Raw genomic sequence first — 16,046 nt, 5'->3', positions numbered from 1 at the left:
GCGGATCAACCGCCCAGCGCGTCCTCGAGGAAGGCGGCGAGCTGCGCGAGGTGCTTCGACATCAGGCCCGTTGCAGGCGACGCAGCGGCCGGACGGCCGGTGTAGCGCACGCGCTGGTACTTGGCGTCGATATGGGCGAGCACCCATTCGAGATAGGGGTCGATGAAGGCCCAGCCACCCATGTTCTTGGGCTCTTCCTGGCACCAGACCATCTCGGCATTGCGGAAGCGCGACAGCTCGTTGATCAGCGCCTTGGCCGGGAACGGGTAGAGCTGTTCCAGGCGCAGCAGGTAGACGTCGTCGATGCCGCGCTTTTCGCGCTCTTCCAGAAGGTCGTAATAGACCTTGCCCGAGCACATCACGACGCGACGGATCTTCGCGTCCTTCTGCAGCTTGATCGGGCCGTCCTTGATGACTTCCGCATCGTCCCACAGCAGGCGGTGGAACGAGCTTTCGCCCGCCATTTCCGACAGCGAGGAGACCGCGCGCTTGTGGCGCAGCAGCGACTTCGGCGTCATCATGATCAGCGGCTTGCGGAAGTCGCGCTTCACCTGGCGGCGCAGGATGTGGAAGTAGTTCGCCGGCGTCGTAACGTTGGCGACCTGCATGTTGTCCTCGGCGCACATCTGCAGCCAGCGTTCGAGGCGGGCGGAGGAGTGTTCCGGACCCTGGCCCTCATAGCCGTGCGGCAGCAGGCAGACGAGACCCGACATGCGCAGCCACTTGCGTTCGCCCGACGAGATGAACTGGTCGAAGACGACCTGCGCACCGTTTGCGAAGTCGCCGAACTGGGCTTCCCACAGCGTCAGCGCATTCGGACGGGCCAGCGAATAGCCATATTCGAAACCGAGCACGGCCTCTTCCGAGAGCATCGAGTTGATGACCTCGTAGCGGGCCTGCGTCGGCGCGAGGTTGGCGAGCGGGATGTAGCGGTCTTCGGTCTCCTGGTCGTAGAGAACGGAATGGCGCTGCGAGAAGGTGCCGCGTTCGCAATCCTGGCCGGACAGGCGGATCTTCGTGCCCTCGACGCAGAGCGTGCCGAAGGCGAGCGCTTCGCCCATCGCCCAGTCGATGCCCTCGCCCGTCTCGACCATCTGCATGCGGTTGTCCATGAACCGCTGGATGGTCTTGTGGGCCTTGAAGCCTTCCGGGATCGTCGAGATCTTGCGGCCGATTTCCTTGAGCTGCTTCATCGGCACGGAGGTCTTGCCGCGGCGCTGTTCGTCCTGGTTGTCGGCCGAGCGCAGGCCCGACCACGCACCGTCCAGCCAGTCGGCCTTGTTCGGCTTGTAGGACTGACCGGCCTCGAATTCCTGTTCGAGATTGGCGCGCCAGTCGGCCTTCATCTTCTCGAATTCGCCCTCACTGATCACGCCCTCGGCAATGAGGCGCGCGCCATAGATGTTGACGACCGTCTTGTGGGCGCGGATCGCCTTGTACATCTTCGGCTGCGTGAACGCCGGCTCGTCGCCTTCGTTATGGCCGAAGCGGCGGTAGCAGAACATGTCCAGCACGACCGGCTTGTGGAACTTCATGCGGAATTCGGTGGCGATCTTGGCAGCGTAGGTCACCGCTTCCGGATCGTCGCCGTTCACATGGAAGATCGGCGCCTCGATCATCTTCGCCACGTCGGAGGGATAAGGCGAGGAGCGCGAGAAGGCCGGGTTCGTGGTGAAGCCGATCTGGTTGTTGATGATGACGTGTACCGTGCCGGCGACGCGATGGCCGCGCAGGCCCGACAGGCCGAGGATTTCGGCCGTCACGCCCTGGCCGGCAAAGGCCGCATCGCCGTGCAGAAGCAGCGGCATGACCTGGGCGCGTTCGAAGAGCGGGATGATGTCGCCCTCGAAGACCTTCGCCATCTGGTCCTGCTTGGCGCGTGCCTTGCCCATGACGACCGGGTTGACGATCTCAAGGTGAGAGGGGTTCGCCGTCAGCGACAGGTGCACCTTGTTGCCGTCGAACTCGCGGTCCGAGGAGGCGCCGAGATGGTACTTCACGTCGCCCGAGCCTTCCACTTCGTCCGGCGCGTAGGAGCCGCCCTTGAACTCGTGGAAGACGGCGCGGTGGGGCTTGGCCATCACGTTCGTTAGAACGTTGAGGCGGCCGCGATGCGCCATGCCGAGCACGATTTCCTTCAGGCCAAGCTGGCCGCCGCGCTTGATGATCTGTTCCAGCGCCGGGATCAGCGCTTCACCGCCGTCGAGGCCGAAGCGCTTGGTGCCCTTGTACTTGACGTCGATGAACTGCTCGAAGCCTTCCGACTCGATCAGCTTCTGAAGGATCGCCTTCTTGCCTTCCGGCGTGAAGTCGACGCCCTTGTCCGGGCCTTCGATGCGTTCCTGGATCCAGCCCTTTTCTTCCGGGTTGGAGATGTGCATGAACTCGACGCCGATCGTCGAGCAATAGGTGCGCTCGAGGATTTCGACCATCTCGCGGATGCTGGCGTATTCGAGGCCGAGCACGTTATCGATGAAGATCTTGCGGTCGAGATCGGCATCGGTGAAGCCGTAGTTCGACGGCGACAGCTCGTGATAGTCCTCGACGGGCGCCGCGATGCCGAGCGGGTCGAGCTTGGCATGCAGGTGGCCGCGGGCGCGGTAGGCGCGGATCATCATGATGGCGCGCACCGAATCGCGCGTCGCCTGGTTGACGTCGGCCTGGTTGACGGGCGCGCCGGTCTGGACCGCGACGGCTTCCGCCTTTGCCTGCACCTTCTTCTCAAGCACCTTCTCGACGACGCCCCAGTTGCCGTCGAGCGCCGAGACGAGCTCGCCATTGGCCGCGATCGGCCAGTTCGCCCGCTTCCAAGAGGCGCCCTTGGCGGCCTTCACGATGTCGGAGGGCTGGTCTTCCAGCGCCTTGAAGAAGGCCTGCCACTCTTCGCCGACGGAAGCGGGGTCCGCCTCATACTTCGCGTAGAGCTGTTCGATATAGGCCGCATTCGCCCCGTCGAGGAAGGACGTGGCCAGGAATTGTTCGTTGGCGTCTAGTCGTGCCATGGTGTTTCGCGGGCGCCGCGCCCGCCTCCCGAACGATCGTGTTGACCGGGCTTTCCCCGGATTGCCGCCCGCCGCAGGCCTGTCCGCCACGCGCCGGGAAGAGACGGATCGGCCGGCATTTTCAGCCGGCCCACCCAGTTTTGATTTCTCAGCCCTTCAGGACTTCGACCAGCGTCTTGCCGAGGCGGGCCGGCGAGGGCGAAACGCGGATGCCCGCGGATTCCATCGCCGCGATCTTGGATTCCGCATCACCCTTGCCGCCGGAAACGACAGCGCCGGCGTGACCCATGGTGCGGCCCTTCGGAGCGGTACGGCCCGCGATGAAGCCGGCCATCGGCTTCTTGCGGCCCTTCTTGGCTTCGTCGATGAGGAACTGCGCCGCATCTTCTTCCGCCGAGCCGCCGATTTCGCCGATCATGATGATGGAGGTCGTGGCGTCGTCCGCCAGGAACATCTCCAGCACGTCGATGAATTCGGTGCCCTTGACCGGGTCGCCGCCGATGCCGACGGCCGTGGTCTGGCCGAGGCCTTCGTTGGAGGTCTGGAACACCGCTTCATAGGTAAGCGTGCCGGAGCGCGAAACAATACCGACCGAACCCTTGCGGAAGATCGAGCCCGGCATGATGCCGATCTTGCATTCTTCCGGCGTCAGGATGCCCGGGCAGTTCGGGCCGAGCAGGCGCGAGGAGGAGCGGTCGAGGCGGGCCTTGACGCGCACCATGTCGGCAACCGGAATGCCTTCGGTGATGCAGGTGATGAAGGGGATTTCCGCTTCGATCGCCTCGATGATCGCGTCCGCGGCGCCTGCCGGCGGAACGTAGATCACGGAGGCGTCCGCGCCGGTCTTTTCCTTGCCTTCGGCAACGGAGGCGAAGATCGGCAGGCTTTCGCCCTTCGAGCCGGTCCAGGTTTCGCCGCCCTTCTTCGGGTGGATGCCGCCGACCATCTGCGTGCCGTAATAGGCGAGCGCCTGTTCGGTATGGAAGGTGCCGGTCTTGCCGGTCAGGCCCTGAACGAGGACCTTGGTGTTCTTGTTGACGAGAATCGACATGAGGTCAGGTCCTTCAATTAGCCGTTGATCGCGGCGACGATCTTCTTGGCAGCATCATCCAGATCGTCGGCGGCGGTGATCGCCAGGCCCGATTCGTTCAGGATCTTCTTGCCAAGCTCGACATTCGTGCCTTCGAGACGAACGACCAGCGGAACCTTGAGGCCGACTTCCTGCACGGCCGCAACGACACCCTCGGCGATGACATCGCACTTCATGATGCCGCCGAAGATGTTGACGAGGATGCCCTCGACCTTCGGGTCGGCCGTAATGATCTTGAAGGCAGCCGCGACCTTCTCCTTGCCGGCACCGCCGCCGACGTCGCAGAAGTTCGCCGGCTCCTTGCCGTAAAGCTTGATGATGTCCATCGTCGCCATGGCGAGACCGGCACCGTTGACCATGCAGCCGATATTGCCGTCGAGCGCCACATAGGCGAGATCCCACTTGGAGGCCTCGATTTCCTTGGCGTCCTCTTCGGTCTCGTCGCGCAGCGCCTTGATGTCGTCATGGCGGAACAGCGCGTTGCCGTCGAACGAGACCTTGGCGTCGAGAACGCGCATGCGGCCGTTCTTCATGACGATCAGCGGGTTGATCTCGAGCAGGCTCATGTCCTTCTCGACAAAGGCCTTGTAGAGGATCGGGAAGAGCTTTTCGGCGTCAGCCTTGGCTTCGCCTTCAAGCTTGAGAGCCGAGGTGAGCTTCGCCAGGTCGTCGGCGGTGACGCCGGCTTCCGGGTTGATCGCGACGGTGAGGATCTTTTCCGGCGTGTCATGGGCGACAGCCTCGATGTCCATGCCGCCTTCGGTCGAAACGACGAAAGCAACCTGGCCGACGGAGCGGTCGACGAGCAGCGAGAGATAGAGTTCGCGGTCGATATCGGCGCCATCCTCGATGTAGAGGCGGTTCACCTGCTTGCCGGCGGGGCCGGTCTGCGCGGTGACGAGCGTGTTGCCGAGCATTTCCTTGGCATGGGCCTTGGCCTCCTCGATCGAGAAGGCGAGGCGCACGCCGCCCTTGGCGTCGGGGCCGAGTTCCTTGAACTTGCCCTTGCCGCGGCCGCCGGCGTGGATCTGGCTCTTGACCACGTAGAGCGGGCCGGGAAGCGACTTCGCAGCCGCTTCGGCCTCGTCGGCGGAGAAGATGGCGACGCCTTCGGCAACCGGTGCGCCAAAGCTCTTCAGCAGAGCCTTGCCCTGATATTCATGAATGTTCATGGGGAAAATCCTGTCCTGATGCCGGGATTACTTCAGCGAAGGCGCGATGTTGATGCAGGCTTCGCAAAGGCCGGCGACGGCCGCGACCGACTTTTCGAAGGCTTCCTGTTCGGCCTTGTTGAACTCGACTTCGATGATGCGCTCGACACCACCCTCGCCGATGATGGTGGGCACGCCGACATACATGTCCTTCACGCCGTACTGGCCGGAGAGATAGGCCGCGCAGGGCAGGACGCGCTTCTTGTCCTTGAGGAAGGATTCGGCCATCTCGATCGCCGAAGCGGCCGGGGCGTAGTAGGCCGAGCCGGTCTTCAGCAGGCCGACGATTTCGGCGCCGCCGTCACGGGTGCGCTGGATGATTTCTTCGAGGCGCTCCTTGGTGACCCAGCCCATCTTGACGAGGTCGGTCAGCGGAATGCCGCCGACGGTGGAGTAGCGGGCGAGCGGCACCATCGTGTCGCCATGGCCACCGAGAACGAAGGCGGTGACGTCCTGCACGGAAACCTTGAATTCTTCCGAGAGGAAGAGGCGGAAGCGGGCCGAGTCCAGCACGCCGGCCATTCCGACGACCATGTTCTTCGGCAGGCCCGAGAACTTCTGCAGCGCCCAGACCATCGCGTCGAGCGGGTTGGTGATGCAGATGACGAAGGCGTTCGGGGCATACTTCTTGATGCCGGCGCCGACCTGTTCCATGACCTTGAGGTTGATGCCGAGCAGGTCGTCGCGGCTCATGCCGGGCTTGCGGGCAACGCCGGCGGTGACGATGCAGACGTCCGCGCCTTCGATGGCGGCGTAGTCGCTGGCGCCCGTCAGCGAGGCATTGAAGCCTTCGACCGGCGAGGACTGGGCAATGTCGAGGCCCTTACCCTGCGGAATGCCGTCGGCGATGTCGAAGAGGACGATGTCGCCCAGCTCCTTCAGGCCGGCGAGATGCGCCAGCGTGCCACCGATCATTCCAGAACCAATAAGTGCGATCTTCTTGCGGGCCATGAAAGCTTCCTCTTGCTCCGATCAACAGGCCCCCAATGTCGCAATTGCGGGACCTTTCGGCGCAAGGGCTTACGCTTGTCAGGTTAAAAATTCAACACATACTTTTGCATCGAAGATTTTCAATCGGTTAGATGCAAAAATACTTACGTAAACGTAAGAAATTCTGTCACGCTTTCGTCACGTCGTCGCCATATCGGGCGGTATGATCTGCAAGATATTCCGTGCTGCGGATCTCGATGAGGCGCGAGACGGTGCGGTCGAACTCGAAACCCTCGGTGCCCTTGCGGGTCACCAGAAGCTCTTCCGGGGCGGCCGCTGCGGAGGCGAAGAGCCGGACGCGATGATCGTAGACCGTGTCGACGAGATTGATGAAGCGCTTGGTCTCGTTGCGCTTGTCGGCACCGAGCAAGGGGATGTGGTCGACGAACAGCGTGTCGTAATGCGACAGGATTTCGAGATAGTCGGCAGCACCCAGTGGACGCTGGCAGAGATCGGCGAAGGAAAAGCGCGCCGCCCGGCCCGCCGCCTGCGGCACCGTTATGCTGCGTCCGCGGAAGGCGAGTGTCGCAGCATCGACCGGCTTGCCCGCCACCTCGCGCCGCCAGGCCGCATCCATCGCCATGTCGGCTTCCGGCGTCAGCGGATAGCGGAAGACCGGCAGGCCGCTGTCCTTCTCCAGACGATAATCCGTCAGGGAATCCAGCGGCACGATCTCGACATATTGTTTCAGGAGATCGACGAAGGGCAGGAACAGGCCGCGATTGAGGCCGTCCTTGTAGAGATTGTCCGGCTCGACATTGGATGTCGCCACCAGAATGCAACCGCGTTGAAAGAGCTCGCCGAAGAGGCGCGACAGGATCATCGCATCGGCAATGTCCGTCACCGAGAACTCGTCGAAGCAGAGAAGGCGCGCCTCCTCGATCAGGCTCTCCGCCACCGGCGGCACCGGATCGGCCTGCTTGGTCTCGCCGGCCTTCAGCTTCTGGCGGTGCTTGTGGATGCGGTCGTGCACATCGGCCATGAACTCATGAAAATGCGCCCGGCGCTTGCGCTTGACCCGCGCCTGCTCGAAGAACATGTCCATCAGCATGGTCTTGCCACGCCCGACGCCGCCGTAGAGGTAGAGGCCCTTGGGGGCGCTGACGGTCTCGGGCTTGCGGGAGGCAAACAGCCAGCCGAGCGCGCTGGACTTGCGCGCGGGACGCTGGGCATGCAGGTCGAGCAGCAGCCGGTCGAACCGCGCCGCCATCGCCTTCTGCGCCGGGTCGGGCTTCAGTTCGCCGCTCGCGACAAGGGCCTTCAGCCTATCCGAAACGCCATGGTCCGGATGTGTCGACCCGCTGTCCCAGTCCTTGCCCATGGGCGGAGGCTACCGTTTCGTGTCGGAGGACAAGGATCAGCGCGAGAGGCTGACGGGCTGGCCGGAATTGGTCGAACCGTCGAAGCGTGCATCCGCCGACTTGTAGAGGCGGGCGATCGCATTGCCGGCGCGGTCCTTCAGCACGACCTGCTTGCCGGCCACTTCCCAGGAGCCCATCGCCGTCAGTTCGCCCGCGCAACCGCGCGTGCCGCCGCGCGAACCGCTGCCGAGATTGGTGAGCGTCAGGAACATATCGCAGGAGGACGGGCCGCTTGCCACGCGCCAGTTGCCGACCATGGATTCCTTGGTGACGTCGAGCGCCGTCGCGGCTGCCGCGTCCCCCGTACCGGTGCCCGTCGCCATCGCCGTCTCGGTCGTCGGCTTTTCCGGGAACTGCGAGGTATCGGTCGTCGGATCGGGAAGCTGGCTCGACGACACGGTGCCGACGGGTGCGGCTTCGAGCGGCGTGATGTTCTGCTGCGTATTGACGCTGTCCATGGACGAGGAGGTCCGCTGGCACCCGGCCAGAGCAAGCGCCATCATCAGCCCGCCTGCCACATGTACAATCCGCATGTCGATACTCCCGATATCTGCCCGATACTGCTGCCATGCAGCAATTTCCGCCGAATTAACGTGAATCGCCCGTACGAATCAAGATGAAACGGCCCGATTGATCGGGCCGTCTTTCACGTTTCGTGAACGGTCGGTCATATGTCAGAGCCGACGCTCGACCATCATCTTCTTGATCTCGCCGATTGCCTTGGCCGGATTAAGGCCTTTCGGGCAGGCCTGGGCGCAATTCATGATCGTATGGCAGCGATAAAGGCGGAAAGGATCTTCCAGATTGTCGAGACGCTCGCCCGTTGCCTCGTCGCGGCTGTCGATCAGCCAGCGGTAGGCCTGAAGGAGGACGGCGGGGCCAAGATAGCGGTCGCCGTTCCACCAGTAGCTCGGACAGGAGGTCGAACAGCAGGCGCACAGGATGCATTCGTAGAGGCCGTCGAGCTTGAGGCGGTCCTCATGGCTCTGCTTCCATTCCTTGGCAGGCGCCGGCGACACGGTCTTGAGCCAGGGCTCGATGGAGCGGTGCTGGGCGTAGAAGTTGGTGAGATCCGGAATAAGGTCCTTGACCACAGGCATATGCGGCAGCGGGTAGACCTTCACGGTCCCCTTCACCTCGTCCATGCCCTTGGTGCAGGCGAGCGTGTTGGTGCCGTCGATGTTCATGGCGCAGGAGCCGCAGATGCCCTCGCGGCAGGAGCGGCGCAGCGTCAGCGTCGGGTCGATCTTGTTCTTGATGTAGAGCAGCGCGTCCAGCACCATCGGGCCGCAATCATCGACGTCGATGTAGAACGTGTCGATCGACGGGTTCTTCCCGTCGTCCGGGTTCCAGCGGTAGATGCGGAACTCGCGGGTGTTCGTGGCGCCGTCCGGCTTCGGCCAGACCTTGCCTTCGGTCATCTGCGAGTTTTTCGGGAGAGCGAGTTCAACCATGTCCTGTTCTCCTCGGGATCAGTAGACGCGGGCCTTGGGCTCGATCTTCTTGGGATCGATCCCGTCCGCGATGAGGTCTGTGTGCACCGGGCGATAGTCGAGCGTCACGTCGCCCGCCTCGTTCACCCAGGACAGCGTGTGCTTGCGCCAGTTGACGTCGTCGCGGCCGCCGAAGGGGCCGTCGACATAGTCTTCGCGGGCATGCGAGCCGCGGCTTTCCTTGCGCGCTTCGGCACCGTAGACGGTCGTGATGGCGTTCGCCATCAGGTTTTCCAGCTCCAGCGTCTCGACGAGGTCGGAGTTCCAGATCATCGAACGGTCGGTGACCTTGATGTCCGGCATTTCCTTCCAGATCGCGGTCATGCGCTTGCAGCCGCTTTCGAGCGATTCCTGGGTGCGGAACACGGCGGCGTCGTCCTGCATGGTGCGCTGCATCTTGTCGCGCAGGATGGCCGTCGGCGTGCCGCCATTGGCGTTCCTGAGGCGATCGAAGCGGTCCATGATCTTGTCGCAGGCGGCAATGTCGAGTGCGGGCACGGAGCCGACGCGGTCGATCACCTGGCCGGCGCGGATGGCGGCGGCGCGGCCGAAGACCACGAGGTCGATCAGCGAGTTGGAGCCGAGGCGGTTGGCGCCGTGCACCGAGGCACAGCCGGCTTCGCCGACAGCCATGAGGCCGGGCGCGATGCGCTCCGGGTTCTCGCTGTTGGCGTTGAGCACCTCGCCCCAGTAGTTCGTCGGCACGCCGCCCATGTTGTAGTGCACGGTCGGCAGGACCGGGATCGGCTCGCGCGTCACATCGACGCCGGCGAAGATCTTTGCGCTCTCGGAAATGCCCGGCAGGCGCTCGTGCAGCACGGCCGGGTCGAGATGGTCGAGATGCAGGTAGATGTGGTCCTTGTTCTTGCCGACGCCGCGGCCTTCGCGGATTTCCATCGTCATGCAGCGCGAAACGACGTCGCGGGACGCCAGATCCTTCGCCGACGGCGCATAGCGCTCCATGAAGCGCTCGCCTTCCGAATTGACAAGGTAGCCGCCTTCGCCGCGTGCACCCTCGGTGATGAGGCAGCCCGCGCCATAGATGCCGGTCGGGTGGAACTGCACGAATTCCATGTCCTGCAACGGCAGGCCGGCGCGTGCGATCATGCCGCCGCCGTCGCCGGTGCAGGTATGCGCCGAGGTGGCTGAGAAGTAGGCGCGGCCGTAGCCGCCGGTCGCCAGCACCACCATCTTGGCGGCGAAGCGGTGGATCGTGCCGTCATCGAGGTTCCAGGCGACGACGCCGGTGCAGCGGCCATCGGCCGACATGATCAGGTCGAGCGCGAAATATTCGATGAAGAATTCCGCATTGTTGCGCAGCGACTGGCCATAGAGCGTGTGCAGGATGGCGTGGCCGGTGCGGTCGGCGGCGGCACAGGTGCGCTGCACCGGCGGGCCTTCGCCGTAATTCTGCATATGGCCGCCGAACGGCCGCTGGTAGATCTTGCCCTCTTCGTTGCGCGAGAAGGGCACGCCGTAATGCTCAAGCTCATAGACCGCCTTGGGCGCTTCCATGGCGAGATACTGCATGGCGTCGACGTCGCCCAGCCAGTCGGAGCCCTTGACGGTGTCGTAGAGGTGCCACTGCCACGAATCCGGCGTCATGTTCTGCAGCGAGGCCGCGATGCCGCCCTGGGCGGCGACCGTGTGCGAACGCGTCGGGAAGACTTTCGTGATGCAGGCCGTCGTGAGGCCCTGTTCGGCCATGCCGAGCGTGGCGCGAAGGCCAGCGCCGCCGGCGCCGACGACGATCACGTCGAAGGAATGGTCCACATAGTTATAGGCCTTGCCGTTGGCCGCCGGGGAGGAGATCGCTGCCATGATGGATTATCCTGCGAAGGCGATTTTGAGGACGGCGAAAAGACAGAGCCCGCCGACCAGGATCGCGAAGAAGGTGTTGAGCATGAGAAGGCCGATCTTGATGCCTTCCGCATGCACGTAGTCCTCGATGATGACCTGCATGCCGAGCTTCATGTGGATGAGGCCGGAGACGACGACAAGGCCCATGAGAACGGCGACGATCGGGTTCGAGAGCGCTGCGGTCACTTCGGCGTAGGACGCGCCGTTGTAGCAGATCAGGAAGCCGATGAAGAAGAGAATGAGCGGAACGTTGGCGACGGCTGTCAGGCGCTGGCGCCAGAAGTGCTCCGTGCCGTCCTTTGCCGAGCCGAGGCCGCGAACCTTGCCGAGGGGCGTGCGCATGTCCATGGGGCTCTCCTCAGCGGGCCAGGGTGCCGATGATCCAGATCAGCACCGTCAGGGCGACGGCGACGACCGGGGTCACGATGGCAAGTTTGGTGGAAAAGTTCTTCTCGTAGCCGTGGCCGAGGTCCCACATGAAGTGGCGAAGGCCGCCCAGCATGTGCTGCATCAGCGCCCAGGTATAGCCGAACAGCACGATACGGCCGATCAGCGAGCCGAAGAGCCAGTTGGCCCAGTCGAAATAAGCTTGCCCGGACGCGGCCGCGATCAGCCAGAAGGCGACGAGCACGGTGCCGAAATAAAGTGCAGCGCCGGTTATGCGATGCACGATGGACATGACCATCGTCGGAATCGGCTTGTAGACTTGGAGATGCGGCGAGAGTGGCCGGCTTCGAGTGACATTCGCCATCTGAACCTCACGGAACCCCGGAGAGCCAAAAACTGGACAAATTTTCTCCGGAATTGCAGTATGTTGTGCACAATGTAGTGATTGCGACGTTTAATCACCAGCGTGCGGAACCACAAGCCTCATTGCAGTGCAAAATGAATTTAATCGATTAGACGGCGCGCCTGAAATTGCGCCATTTTGGGACGCATTTCCAGCGTTAACGATATCGACGGAATCCATAACCAAATCCGTGACTTTTGCCCCTCGCTGCGCCATCTTGCCGTTAAGGATCTGTTAAGCGTAATCCGGAAGGCAGGACAGAATGACTCTGTTTTCAGCGCCCCATGCGACCAAAGTGCTAGTGCTTGCGGTCGCGCTTGTGGCAGGCGGCATGACGACCGCAAAGGCCGGCGACGGCAATTTCAACTCGGGCTGGTCGAACGGCAACGTCAGCGGCTACATGGTGACGCGCCGCGACCGGCATGGCCGCGACGGCTGGCGCCAGCGTGATCGCCGGTCATTCGACGATCGCCGCACCGAGCGGCATCGCGACCGCCACTGGCGCAACAAGGACCGGAATTTCTACGGCGGCAGCGTCGCGGCGTATAACGATCCCGGCAACGGCATCTATTTCTACTTCGACGGCGATTCCTATCCGCGCATCGTCGAGCGACCCTACGCCGAAAGCCGCGGCCCGAAGGTCATCCATGTCGTGCCAGGCATGAGCGCCTGCTCCTGGGAATCCGGCGTCTGCGTCGTCCGGCCCTAGGCCAAGAAGCGCCAGACCGTCGTTTTCTTGACTTCGCTGTCCTCCAGCGCCCGCGTCACCGGCACCGTATAGGTGGCGAGCGCTTCCATGCGTTCACGCGGACAATAGGCGCGGCCGGGATCGCCGACGAGCACGGTGGCGCCGCGGGCGGCAAGCGCTGAAAACCACGGGATCAGCACATCGGCAAAGCCGCGGTCGTAAAAGACGTCGCCGGCGAGCACGACGTCCCAGCCCTCGTCCCGTCCGATCATGTTTTCGACGGTAGAGGCGAGCGTGACGCCGTTGAGGGCGGCGTTCAGCCGGATCGCCGTCTCGCTCCAGGGATCGATATCCGCCGCCAGCACGCTCGACGCGCCGGCAAGACGCGCGGCGATGCCGACAAGGCCGGAACCGCTGGCAAAGTCGAGCACCGATTTGCCGGCAACCAAGGCGGAATGATCGAGCACATGGCGCGCCAACCCCTGCCCGCCCGCCCAGGCGAAGGCCCAGAACGGCGGCGGCAGGCCGATCGCCTCCAGCTCCTCCTCCGTCTTCAGCCACAGGTCATGCGCCTCGGTGGCAAGCCGCAGCGTCACCTCCGGTACATGCGGCGGCGAAAGCACGCCGGTATTGTCGCGGATGAAGACTTCGGGGTCCGTTTTCACCAGAGCATCGTTCCGAAAATGCTCAGCGCGGCGGCTTGGACAGGCCACCCATGCGGCAGACCTCGATCCACTCCTCCTCGGTCACCGGCTGCACCGAAAGGCGCATGGAGGTGACGAGTGCCATGTTGGAGAGTTTCGGATTGGCCTTGATCGCCTTCAGCGACACCGGCTTCGGCATGTCCTGCACCGCGCGGATATCGACGCAGTCCCAGCGCGGATCTTCGCCGGCCGTCGAATCGGGGTGCGACAGGGCGCAGACCTCGGTGAAGCCGACGATCTCCAGCCCCTCGTTGGAATGGTAGAAGAAGCCCTTGTCGCCGATCTTCATCGCCCGCATGTGGTTGCGCGCCAGATAGTTGCGCACGCCGGTCCATTCGGTGCCGGCAGCGCCCGCGTCCTTCTGCATCTGCCAGGACCATTTGAAGGGTTCGGACTTGTAGAGCCAGTATGCCATGCGTCTCAGGCCTCCGGATTGTTGAAGACCCAGTTCCAGGCCTTCACCTCGACGGAGGCGAAGAGGCCCGCCTTGGCATAGGGATCGTTGTCGGCGATCTGCCGCGCGTCCTCGATGGTCTCGGCCTTGACCACGACGAGGCTGCCGGTCGGCTTGCCGTCCTCGCCCAGGAACGGGCCGGCAAAGGCGAGCTTGCCGCCCGCATTGAGCTCGTTCAGGTAGGCGACGTGTTCCGGGCGCGTATCGAGACGCACCTGGAGCGCGCCGGGCTTGTCTGCGCAGATGAATGCGAAAAGCATGAAACGATCCTTCCTTTTATTCCTGGGTGATCGGGCGCGTCATGAGCTGCCCGATGGCGGTCTTTACGTCGAGCGTGCCGTCAATGATGCGGGCGACCGCGTCGGTGATCGGCATGTCGATGCCCTTGTCCGCGGCAACGCCGGAGGCGACCGAGGCGGCGAACGCGCCTTCGACGAGATCGCCCGACCAGCCGGCGGCTGTGCCATGACGGCCGAGCGCGATGCCGAAGCGCAGGTTGCGCGACTGGTGGCTGGTGCCGGTGAGCACGAGATCGCCAAGGCCGGAAAGCCCGGTCACCGTGGTGCCCTCGCCGCCATGCGCCCCGACGAAACGCGACAGTTCCGCAAGCCCGCGCGAAATCAGGGCCGCCCGCGCCGAATCGCCGAGTCCTGCGCCCTCGACGATGCCGCAGGCGATCGCCAGCACGTTCTTCAGCGCGCCGCCGAGCTGCACGCCGATCCGGTCGGTCGAGGGATAGAGCCGGAAGGTCGGCCCGGACAGCGCCTGCGCCAGCATCGCGCCGATCTCCGCCGTGCGTGCGGCAACGACCATCGCCGTCGGCAAGCCCTTGGCGATATCGGCGGCAAAACCGGGACCGGACAGCACCGCAATTTCGCGGCCGGGCAGTTCTTCTTCCAGCACCTCGGTCAGGAGGCGGCCGGTGCCCTTCTCCATGCCCTTGGCGCAGATGACGACCGCCGTGCCGGGCGCCAGCAGATGGGCGAAGGCCCGCGCCGCCTCGCGCTGTGCCTGCGAGGGCATGGCGAAAAGCACGATGCCCGCACCGCGAACGGCCTCGACATCCGCGCTAAAGGCGAGTGCGGGCGGCAGGTCGATGCCTGGCAGAACCTTTTCGTTGCGTCGCGAGGCGCGCATGGCCTCGACGGCCTCGGCATTGCGGCCGATCAGCGTGACGTTGCCGCCGCTTGCCGCAGCGACACTCGCGAGCGCCGTGCCGAAGGCGCCAGCGCCGATGACGGCAATCCTCGGGGTCGAACTCATGCCTTGGCTCCCCGCTTGCCGGAACCGAGCATCGTCGCCGCCTCGCGGTCGAGCGGCCAGCGCGAGCGCGGTGCGACGGCAAGGTCATCCGGCGCAAAACCCGCCGCCATGCGCTCCAGCCCCGCCCAGGCGATCATCGCGGCATTGTCGGTGCAGAGCGCCAGCGGCGGCGCGATGAAGCGGAATTTGTTCTTGTCGCAGAGCGCCTGCAAGGTCGCGCGCAGCTCGGCGTTCGCCGCGACACCGCCGGCCACGACCAGCGCCGGCGTCTCGACTGTCGGATGGAGCGTGCGGAACCGTTCCAGCCCGCGGCCGATGCGATTCTTCAGCGTGCGCGACACGGCGCGCTGGAAGGAGGCGCAGATATCGGCGATGTCCTGCTCCGTCACCGGCTCGATCGACTGCGCCGCCTGGCGCACCGCCGTCTTCAGCCCGGAAAACGAAAAATCGAGCCGCGCCTCGCCGACGAGCGGCCGCGGGAAGGTGAAACGTTCCGGATTGCCGGTCTTCGCCATGCGCTCCACCGCCGGCCCACCGGGATAGGGCAGGCCGAGCAGCTTGGCCGTCTTGTCGAAGGCTTCGCCCAGCGCGTCGTCGATCGTCGTGCCCCAGCGCTCGTAATCGTCGACGCCGCGCACCAGCACGAGCTGGGTATGGCCGCCGGAGACGAGCAGCATGAGATAGGGAAAGGCGAGCCCGTCCGTCAGCCGCGCCGTCAGCGCATGGCCTTCCAGATGGTTGACCGCATAGAGCGGCTTTCCCGTGGCCCGCGCGATCGCCTTGCCTGTCATCAGCCCGACGATGAGCCCGCCGATCAGCCCCGGCCCGCTCGTCGCGGCAATCGCATCGATATCCTTCAGCGACCGGCCGGAGCGCAGGAGTGCCTCGGAAATCAGGCTGTCGAGCGCTTCCACATGGGCGCGCGCCGCGATTTCCGGCACCACGCCGCCATAGGCGCTGTGCTCTTCCAGCTGGCTCAGCACCACCTCGCCGAGGATCTCGCCCCTGCCGTCCGCATCACGCAGCACGACGGCCGCGGCGGTCTCGTCGCAGCTCGTTTCGATGCCGAGAATGGTCAATTGGGACGACATGAAGCACTAGGATTGATTGCGGGCAGCTTTAAAGCCAGTTACGAGACAT

At 64.2% G+C, this 16,046-nt stretch carries 16 protein-coding genes; 1 reads left to right on the top strand and 15 read right to left on the bottom strand.

Annotation, left to right across the window (positions count from 1 at the left end):
- Positions 1-5: 5 nt before the first annotated feature.
- The 10 genes from AC1RWL_RS17875 to sdhC form a co-directional block, all read right to left on the bottom strand.
- Positions 6-3,002: a 2-oxoglutarate dehydrogenase E1 component gene (locus tag AC1RWL_RS17875; protein WP_435268269.1), complete on the bottom strand. Its 2,997-nt coding sequence runs from the start codon at positions 3,000-3,002 to the stop codon at positions 6-8.
- Positions 3,003-3,150: 148 nt separating this feature from the next.
- Positions 3,151-4,053: a succinate--CoA ligase subunit alpha gene (sucD, locus tag AC1RWL_RS17870; RefSeq protein ID WP_256119426.1), complete on the bottom strand. Its 903-nt coding sequence runs from the start codon at positions 4,051-4,053 to the stop codon at positions 3,151-3,153.
- 17 nt (positions 4,054-4,070) lie between these two features.
- Positions 4,071-5,264, bottom strand: a complete 1,194-nt coding sequence (sucC, locus tag AC1RWL_RS17865) for an ADP-forming succinate--CoA ligase subunit beta (RefSeq protein WP_069060767.1) — start codon at positions 5,262-5,264, stop codon at positions 4,071-4,073.
- A 27-nt stretch (positions 5,265-5,291) separates the two neighbouring features.
- Complete coding sequence (gene mdh / locus AC1RWL_RS17860; RefSeq protein ID WP_256119427.1) at positions 5,292-6,254, bottom strand: malate dehydrogenase; 963 nt, start codon at positions 6,252-6,254, stop codon at positions 5,292-5,294.
- A 166-nt stretch (positions 6,255-6,420) separates the two neighbouring features.
- Complete coding sequence (gene zapE / locus AC1RWL_RS17855) at positions 6,421-7,614, bottom strand: cell division protein ZapE (RefSeq protein WP_493095417.1); 1,194 nt, start codon at positions 7,612-7,614, stop codon at positions 6,421-6,423.
- Positions 7,615-7,650: 36 nt separating this feature from the next.
- A complete protein-coding gene (locus AC1RWL_RS17850) occupies positions 7,651-8,187 on the bottom strand; it encodes a protease inhibitor Inh/omp19 family protein (RefSeq protein WP_256119429.1) in 537 nt (178 codons plus the stop codon).
- 141 nt (positions 8,188-8,328) lie between these two features.
- Positions 8,329-9,108 (bottom strand): succinate dehydrogenase iron-sulfur subunit, encoded by a 780-nt coding sequence (locus tag AC1RWL_RS17845; protein ID WP_256119430.1) that lies wholly within the window; start codon positions 9,106-9,108, stop codon positions 8,329-8,331.
- Between the two features lie 18 nt (positions 9,109-9,126).
- The gene (gene sdhA, locus AC1RWL_RS17840) at positions 9,127-10,968 is read right to left on the bottom strand and encodes a succinate dehydrogenase flavoprotein subunit (protein ID WP_493095418.1); all 1,842 of its coding nucleotides are present in this window, start codon (positions 10,966-10,968) and stop codon (positions 9,127-9,129) included.
- A 6-nt stretch (positions 10,969-10,974) separates the two neighbouring features.
- The gene (gene sdhD / locus AC1RWL_RS17835) at positions 10,975-11,355 is read right to left on the bottom strand and encodes a succinate dehydrogenase, hydrophobic membrane anchor protein (RefSeq protein ID WP_256119432.1); all 381 of its coding nucleotides are present in this window, start codon (positions 11,353-11,355) and stop codon (positions 10,975-10,977) included.
- A gap of 10 nt (positions 11,356-11,365) precedes the next feature.
- Positions 11,366-11,758, bottom strand: coding sequence for a succinate dehydrogenase, cytochrome b556 subunit (sdhC, locus tag AC1RWL_RS17830; protein ID WP_439618018.1), 393 nt, complete (start codon positions 11,756-11,758; stop codon positions 11,366-11,368).
- 301 nt (positions 11,759-12,059) lie between these two features.
- Between sdhC and AC1RWL_RS17825 the strand changes: the two genes are divergently transcribed.
- Positions 12,060-12,506 carry a hypothetical protein gene (locus AC1RWL_RS17825; protein ID WP_493158415.1) on the top strand — a complete coding sequence of 149 codons (447 nt, stop codon included), beginning with the start codon at positions 12,060-12,062 and terminating at the stop codon, positions 12,504-12,506.
- Here AC1RWL_RS17825 and AC1RWL_RS17820 read toward each other — a convergent pair.
- Genes AC1RWL_RS17820 through tsaD form a run of 5 tightly spaced genes read right to left on the bottom strand, consistent with a single transcriptional unit; the run spans position 12,503 to position 15,997 of the window.
- Entirely contained in the window at positions 12,503-13,150 is a 648-nt protein-coding gene (locus tag AC1RWL_RS17820; protein WP_493095420.1) for a class I SAM-dependent methyltransferase, read from the bottom strand. The genes AC1RWL_RS17825 and AC1RWL_RS17820 overlap by 4 nt on opposite strands.
- Before the next feature lie 22 nt (positions 13,151-13,172).
- Positions 13,173-13,604, bottom strand: a complete 432-nt coding sequence (locus tag AC1RWL_RS17815; RefSeq protein WP_319315738.1) for an EVE domain-containing protein — start codon at positions 13,602-13,604, stop codon at positions 13,173-13,175.
- Between the two features lie 5 nt (positions 13,605-13,609).
- Positions 13,610-13,903, bottom strand: a complete 294-nt coding sequence (locus AC1RWL_RS17810) for a YciI-like protein (protein ID WP_256119437.1) — start codon at positions 13,901-13,903, stop codon at positions 13,610-13,612.
- Between the two features lie 16 nt (positions 13,904-13,919).
- On the bottom strand, positions 13,920-14,906 hold the full coding sequence (locus AC1RWL_RS17805; protein WP_493095421.1) for an NAD(P)H-dependent glycerol-3-phosphate dehydrogenase: 987 nt from the start codon (positions 14,904-14,906) through the stop codon (positions 13,920-13,922).
- Positions 14,903-15,997: a tRNA (adenosine(37)-N6)-threonylcarbamoyltransferase complex transferase subunit TsaD gene (tsaD, locus tag AC1RWL_RS17800; RefSeq protein WP_493095422.1), complete on the bottom strand. Its 1,095-nt coding sequence runs from the start codon at positions 15,995-15,997 to the stop codon at positions 14,903-14,905. The genes AC1RWL_RS17805 and tsaD overlap by 4 nt, the downstream gene beginning before the upstream one ends.
- Between the last annotated feature and the right edge of the window lie 49 nt (positions 15,998-16,046).

Source organism: Shinella sp. GW821-FHT10F02, assembly GCF_058809275.1.
This window is presented reverse-complemented; position numbering and strand designations above follow the sequence as displayed.

What these genes read in the sequence shown, in the direction of transcription:
- AC1RWL_RS17805 (WP_493095421.1), bottom strand. Translation starts at nt 14,906, where the DNA reads ATGAGTTCGACCCCGAGGATTGCCGTCATCGGCGCTGGCGCCTTCGGC.
- AC1RWL_RS17845 (WP_256119430.1), bottom strand. Translation starts at nt 9,108, where the DNA reads ATGGTTGAACTCGCTCTCCCGAAAAACTCGCAGATGACCGAAGGCAAG.
- sucD (WP_256119426.1), bottom strand. Translation starts at nt 4,053, where the DNA reads ATGTCGATTCTCGTCAACAAGAACACCAAGGTCCTCGTTCAGGGCCTG.
- tsaD (WP_493095422.1), bottom strand. Translation starts at nt 15,997, where the DNA reads ATGTCGTCCCAATTGACCATTCTCGGCATCGAAACGAGCTGCGACGAG.
- AC1RWL_RS17825 (WP_493158415.1), top strand. Translation starts at nt 12,060, where the DNA reads ATGACTCTGTTTTCAGCGCCCCATGCGACCAAAGTGCTAGTGCTTGCG.
- AC1RWL_RS17850 (WP_256119429.1), bottom strand. Translation starts at nt 8,187, where the DNA reads ATGCGGATTGTACATGTGGCAGGCGGGCTGATGATGGCGCTTGCTCTG.
- zapE (WP_493095417.1), bottom strand. Translation starts at nt 7,614, where the DNA reads ATGGGCAAGGACTGGGACAGCGGGTCGACACATCCGGACCATGGCGTT.
- AC1RWL_RS17815 (WP_319315738.1), bottom strand. Translation starts at nt 13,604, where the DNA reads ATGGCATACTGGCTCTACAAGTCCGAACCCTTCAAATGGTCCTGGCAG.
- sdhA (WP_493095418.1), bottom strand. Translation starts at nt 10,968, where the DNA reads ATGGCAGCGATCTCCTCCCCGGCGGCCAACGGCAAGGCCTATAACTAT.
- sdhD (WP_256119432.1), bottom strand. Translation starts at nt 11,355, where the DNA reads ATGGACATGCGCACGCCCCTCGGCAAGGTTCGCGGCCTCGGCTCGGCA.
- sdhC (WP_439618018.1), bottom strand. Translation starts at nt 11,758, where the DNA reads ATGGCGAATGTCACTCGAAGCCGGCCACTCTCGCCGCATCTCCAAGTC.
- AC1RWL_RS17875 (WP_435268269.1), bottom strand. Translation starts at nt 3,002, where the DNA reads ATGGCACGACTAGACGCCAACGAACAATTCCTGGCCACGTCCTTCCTC.
- sucC (WP_069060767.1), bottom strand. Translation starts at nt 5,264, where the DNA reads ATGAACATTCATGAATATCAGGGCAAGGCTCTGCTGAAGAGCTTTGGC.
- AC1RWL_RS17810 (WP_256119437.1), bottom strand. Translation starts at nt 13,903, where the DNA reads ATGCTTTTCGCATTCATCTGCGCAGACAAGCCCGGCGCGCTCCAGGTG.
- mdh (WP_256119427.1), bottom strand. Translation starts at nt 6,254, where the DNA reads ATGGCCCGCAAGAAGATCGCACTTATTGGTTCTGGAATGATCGGTGGC.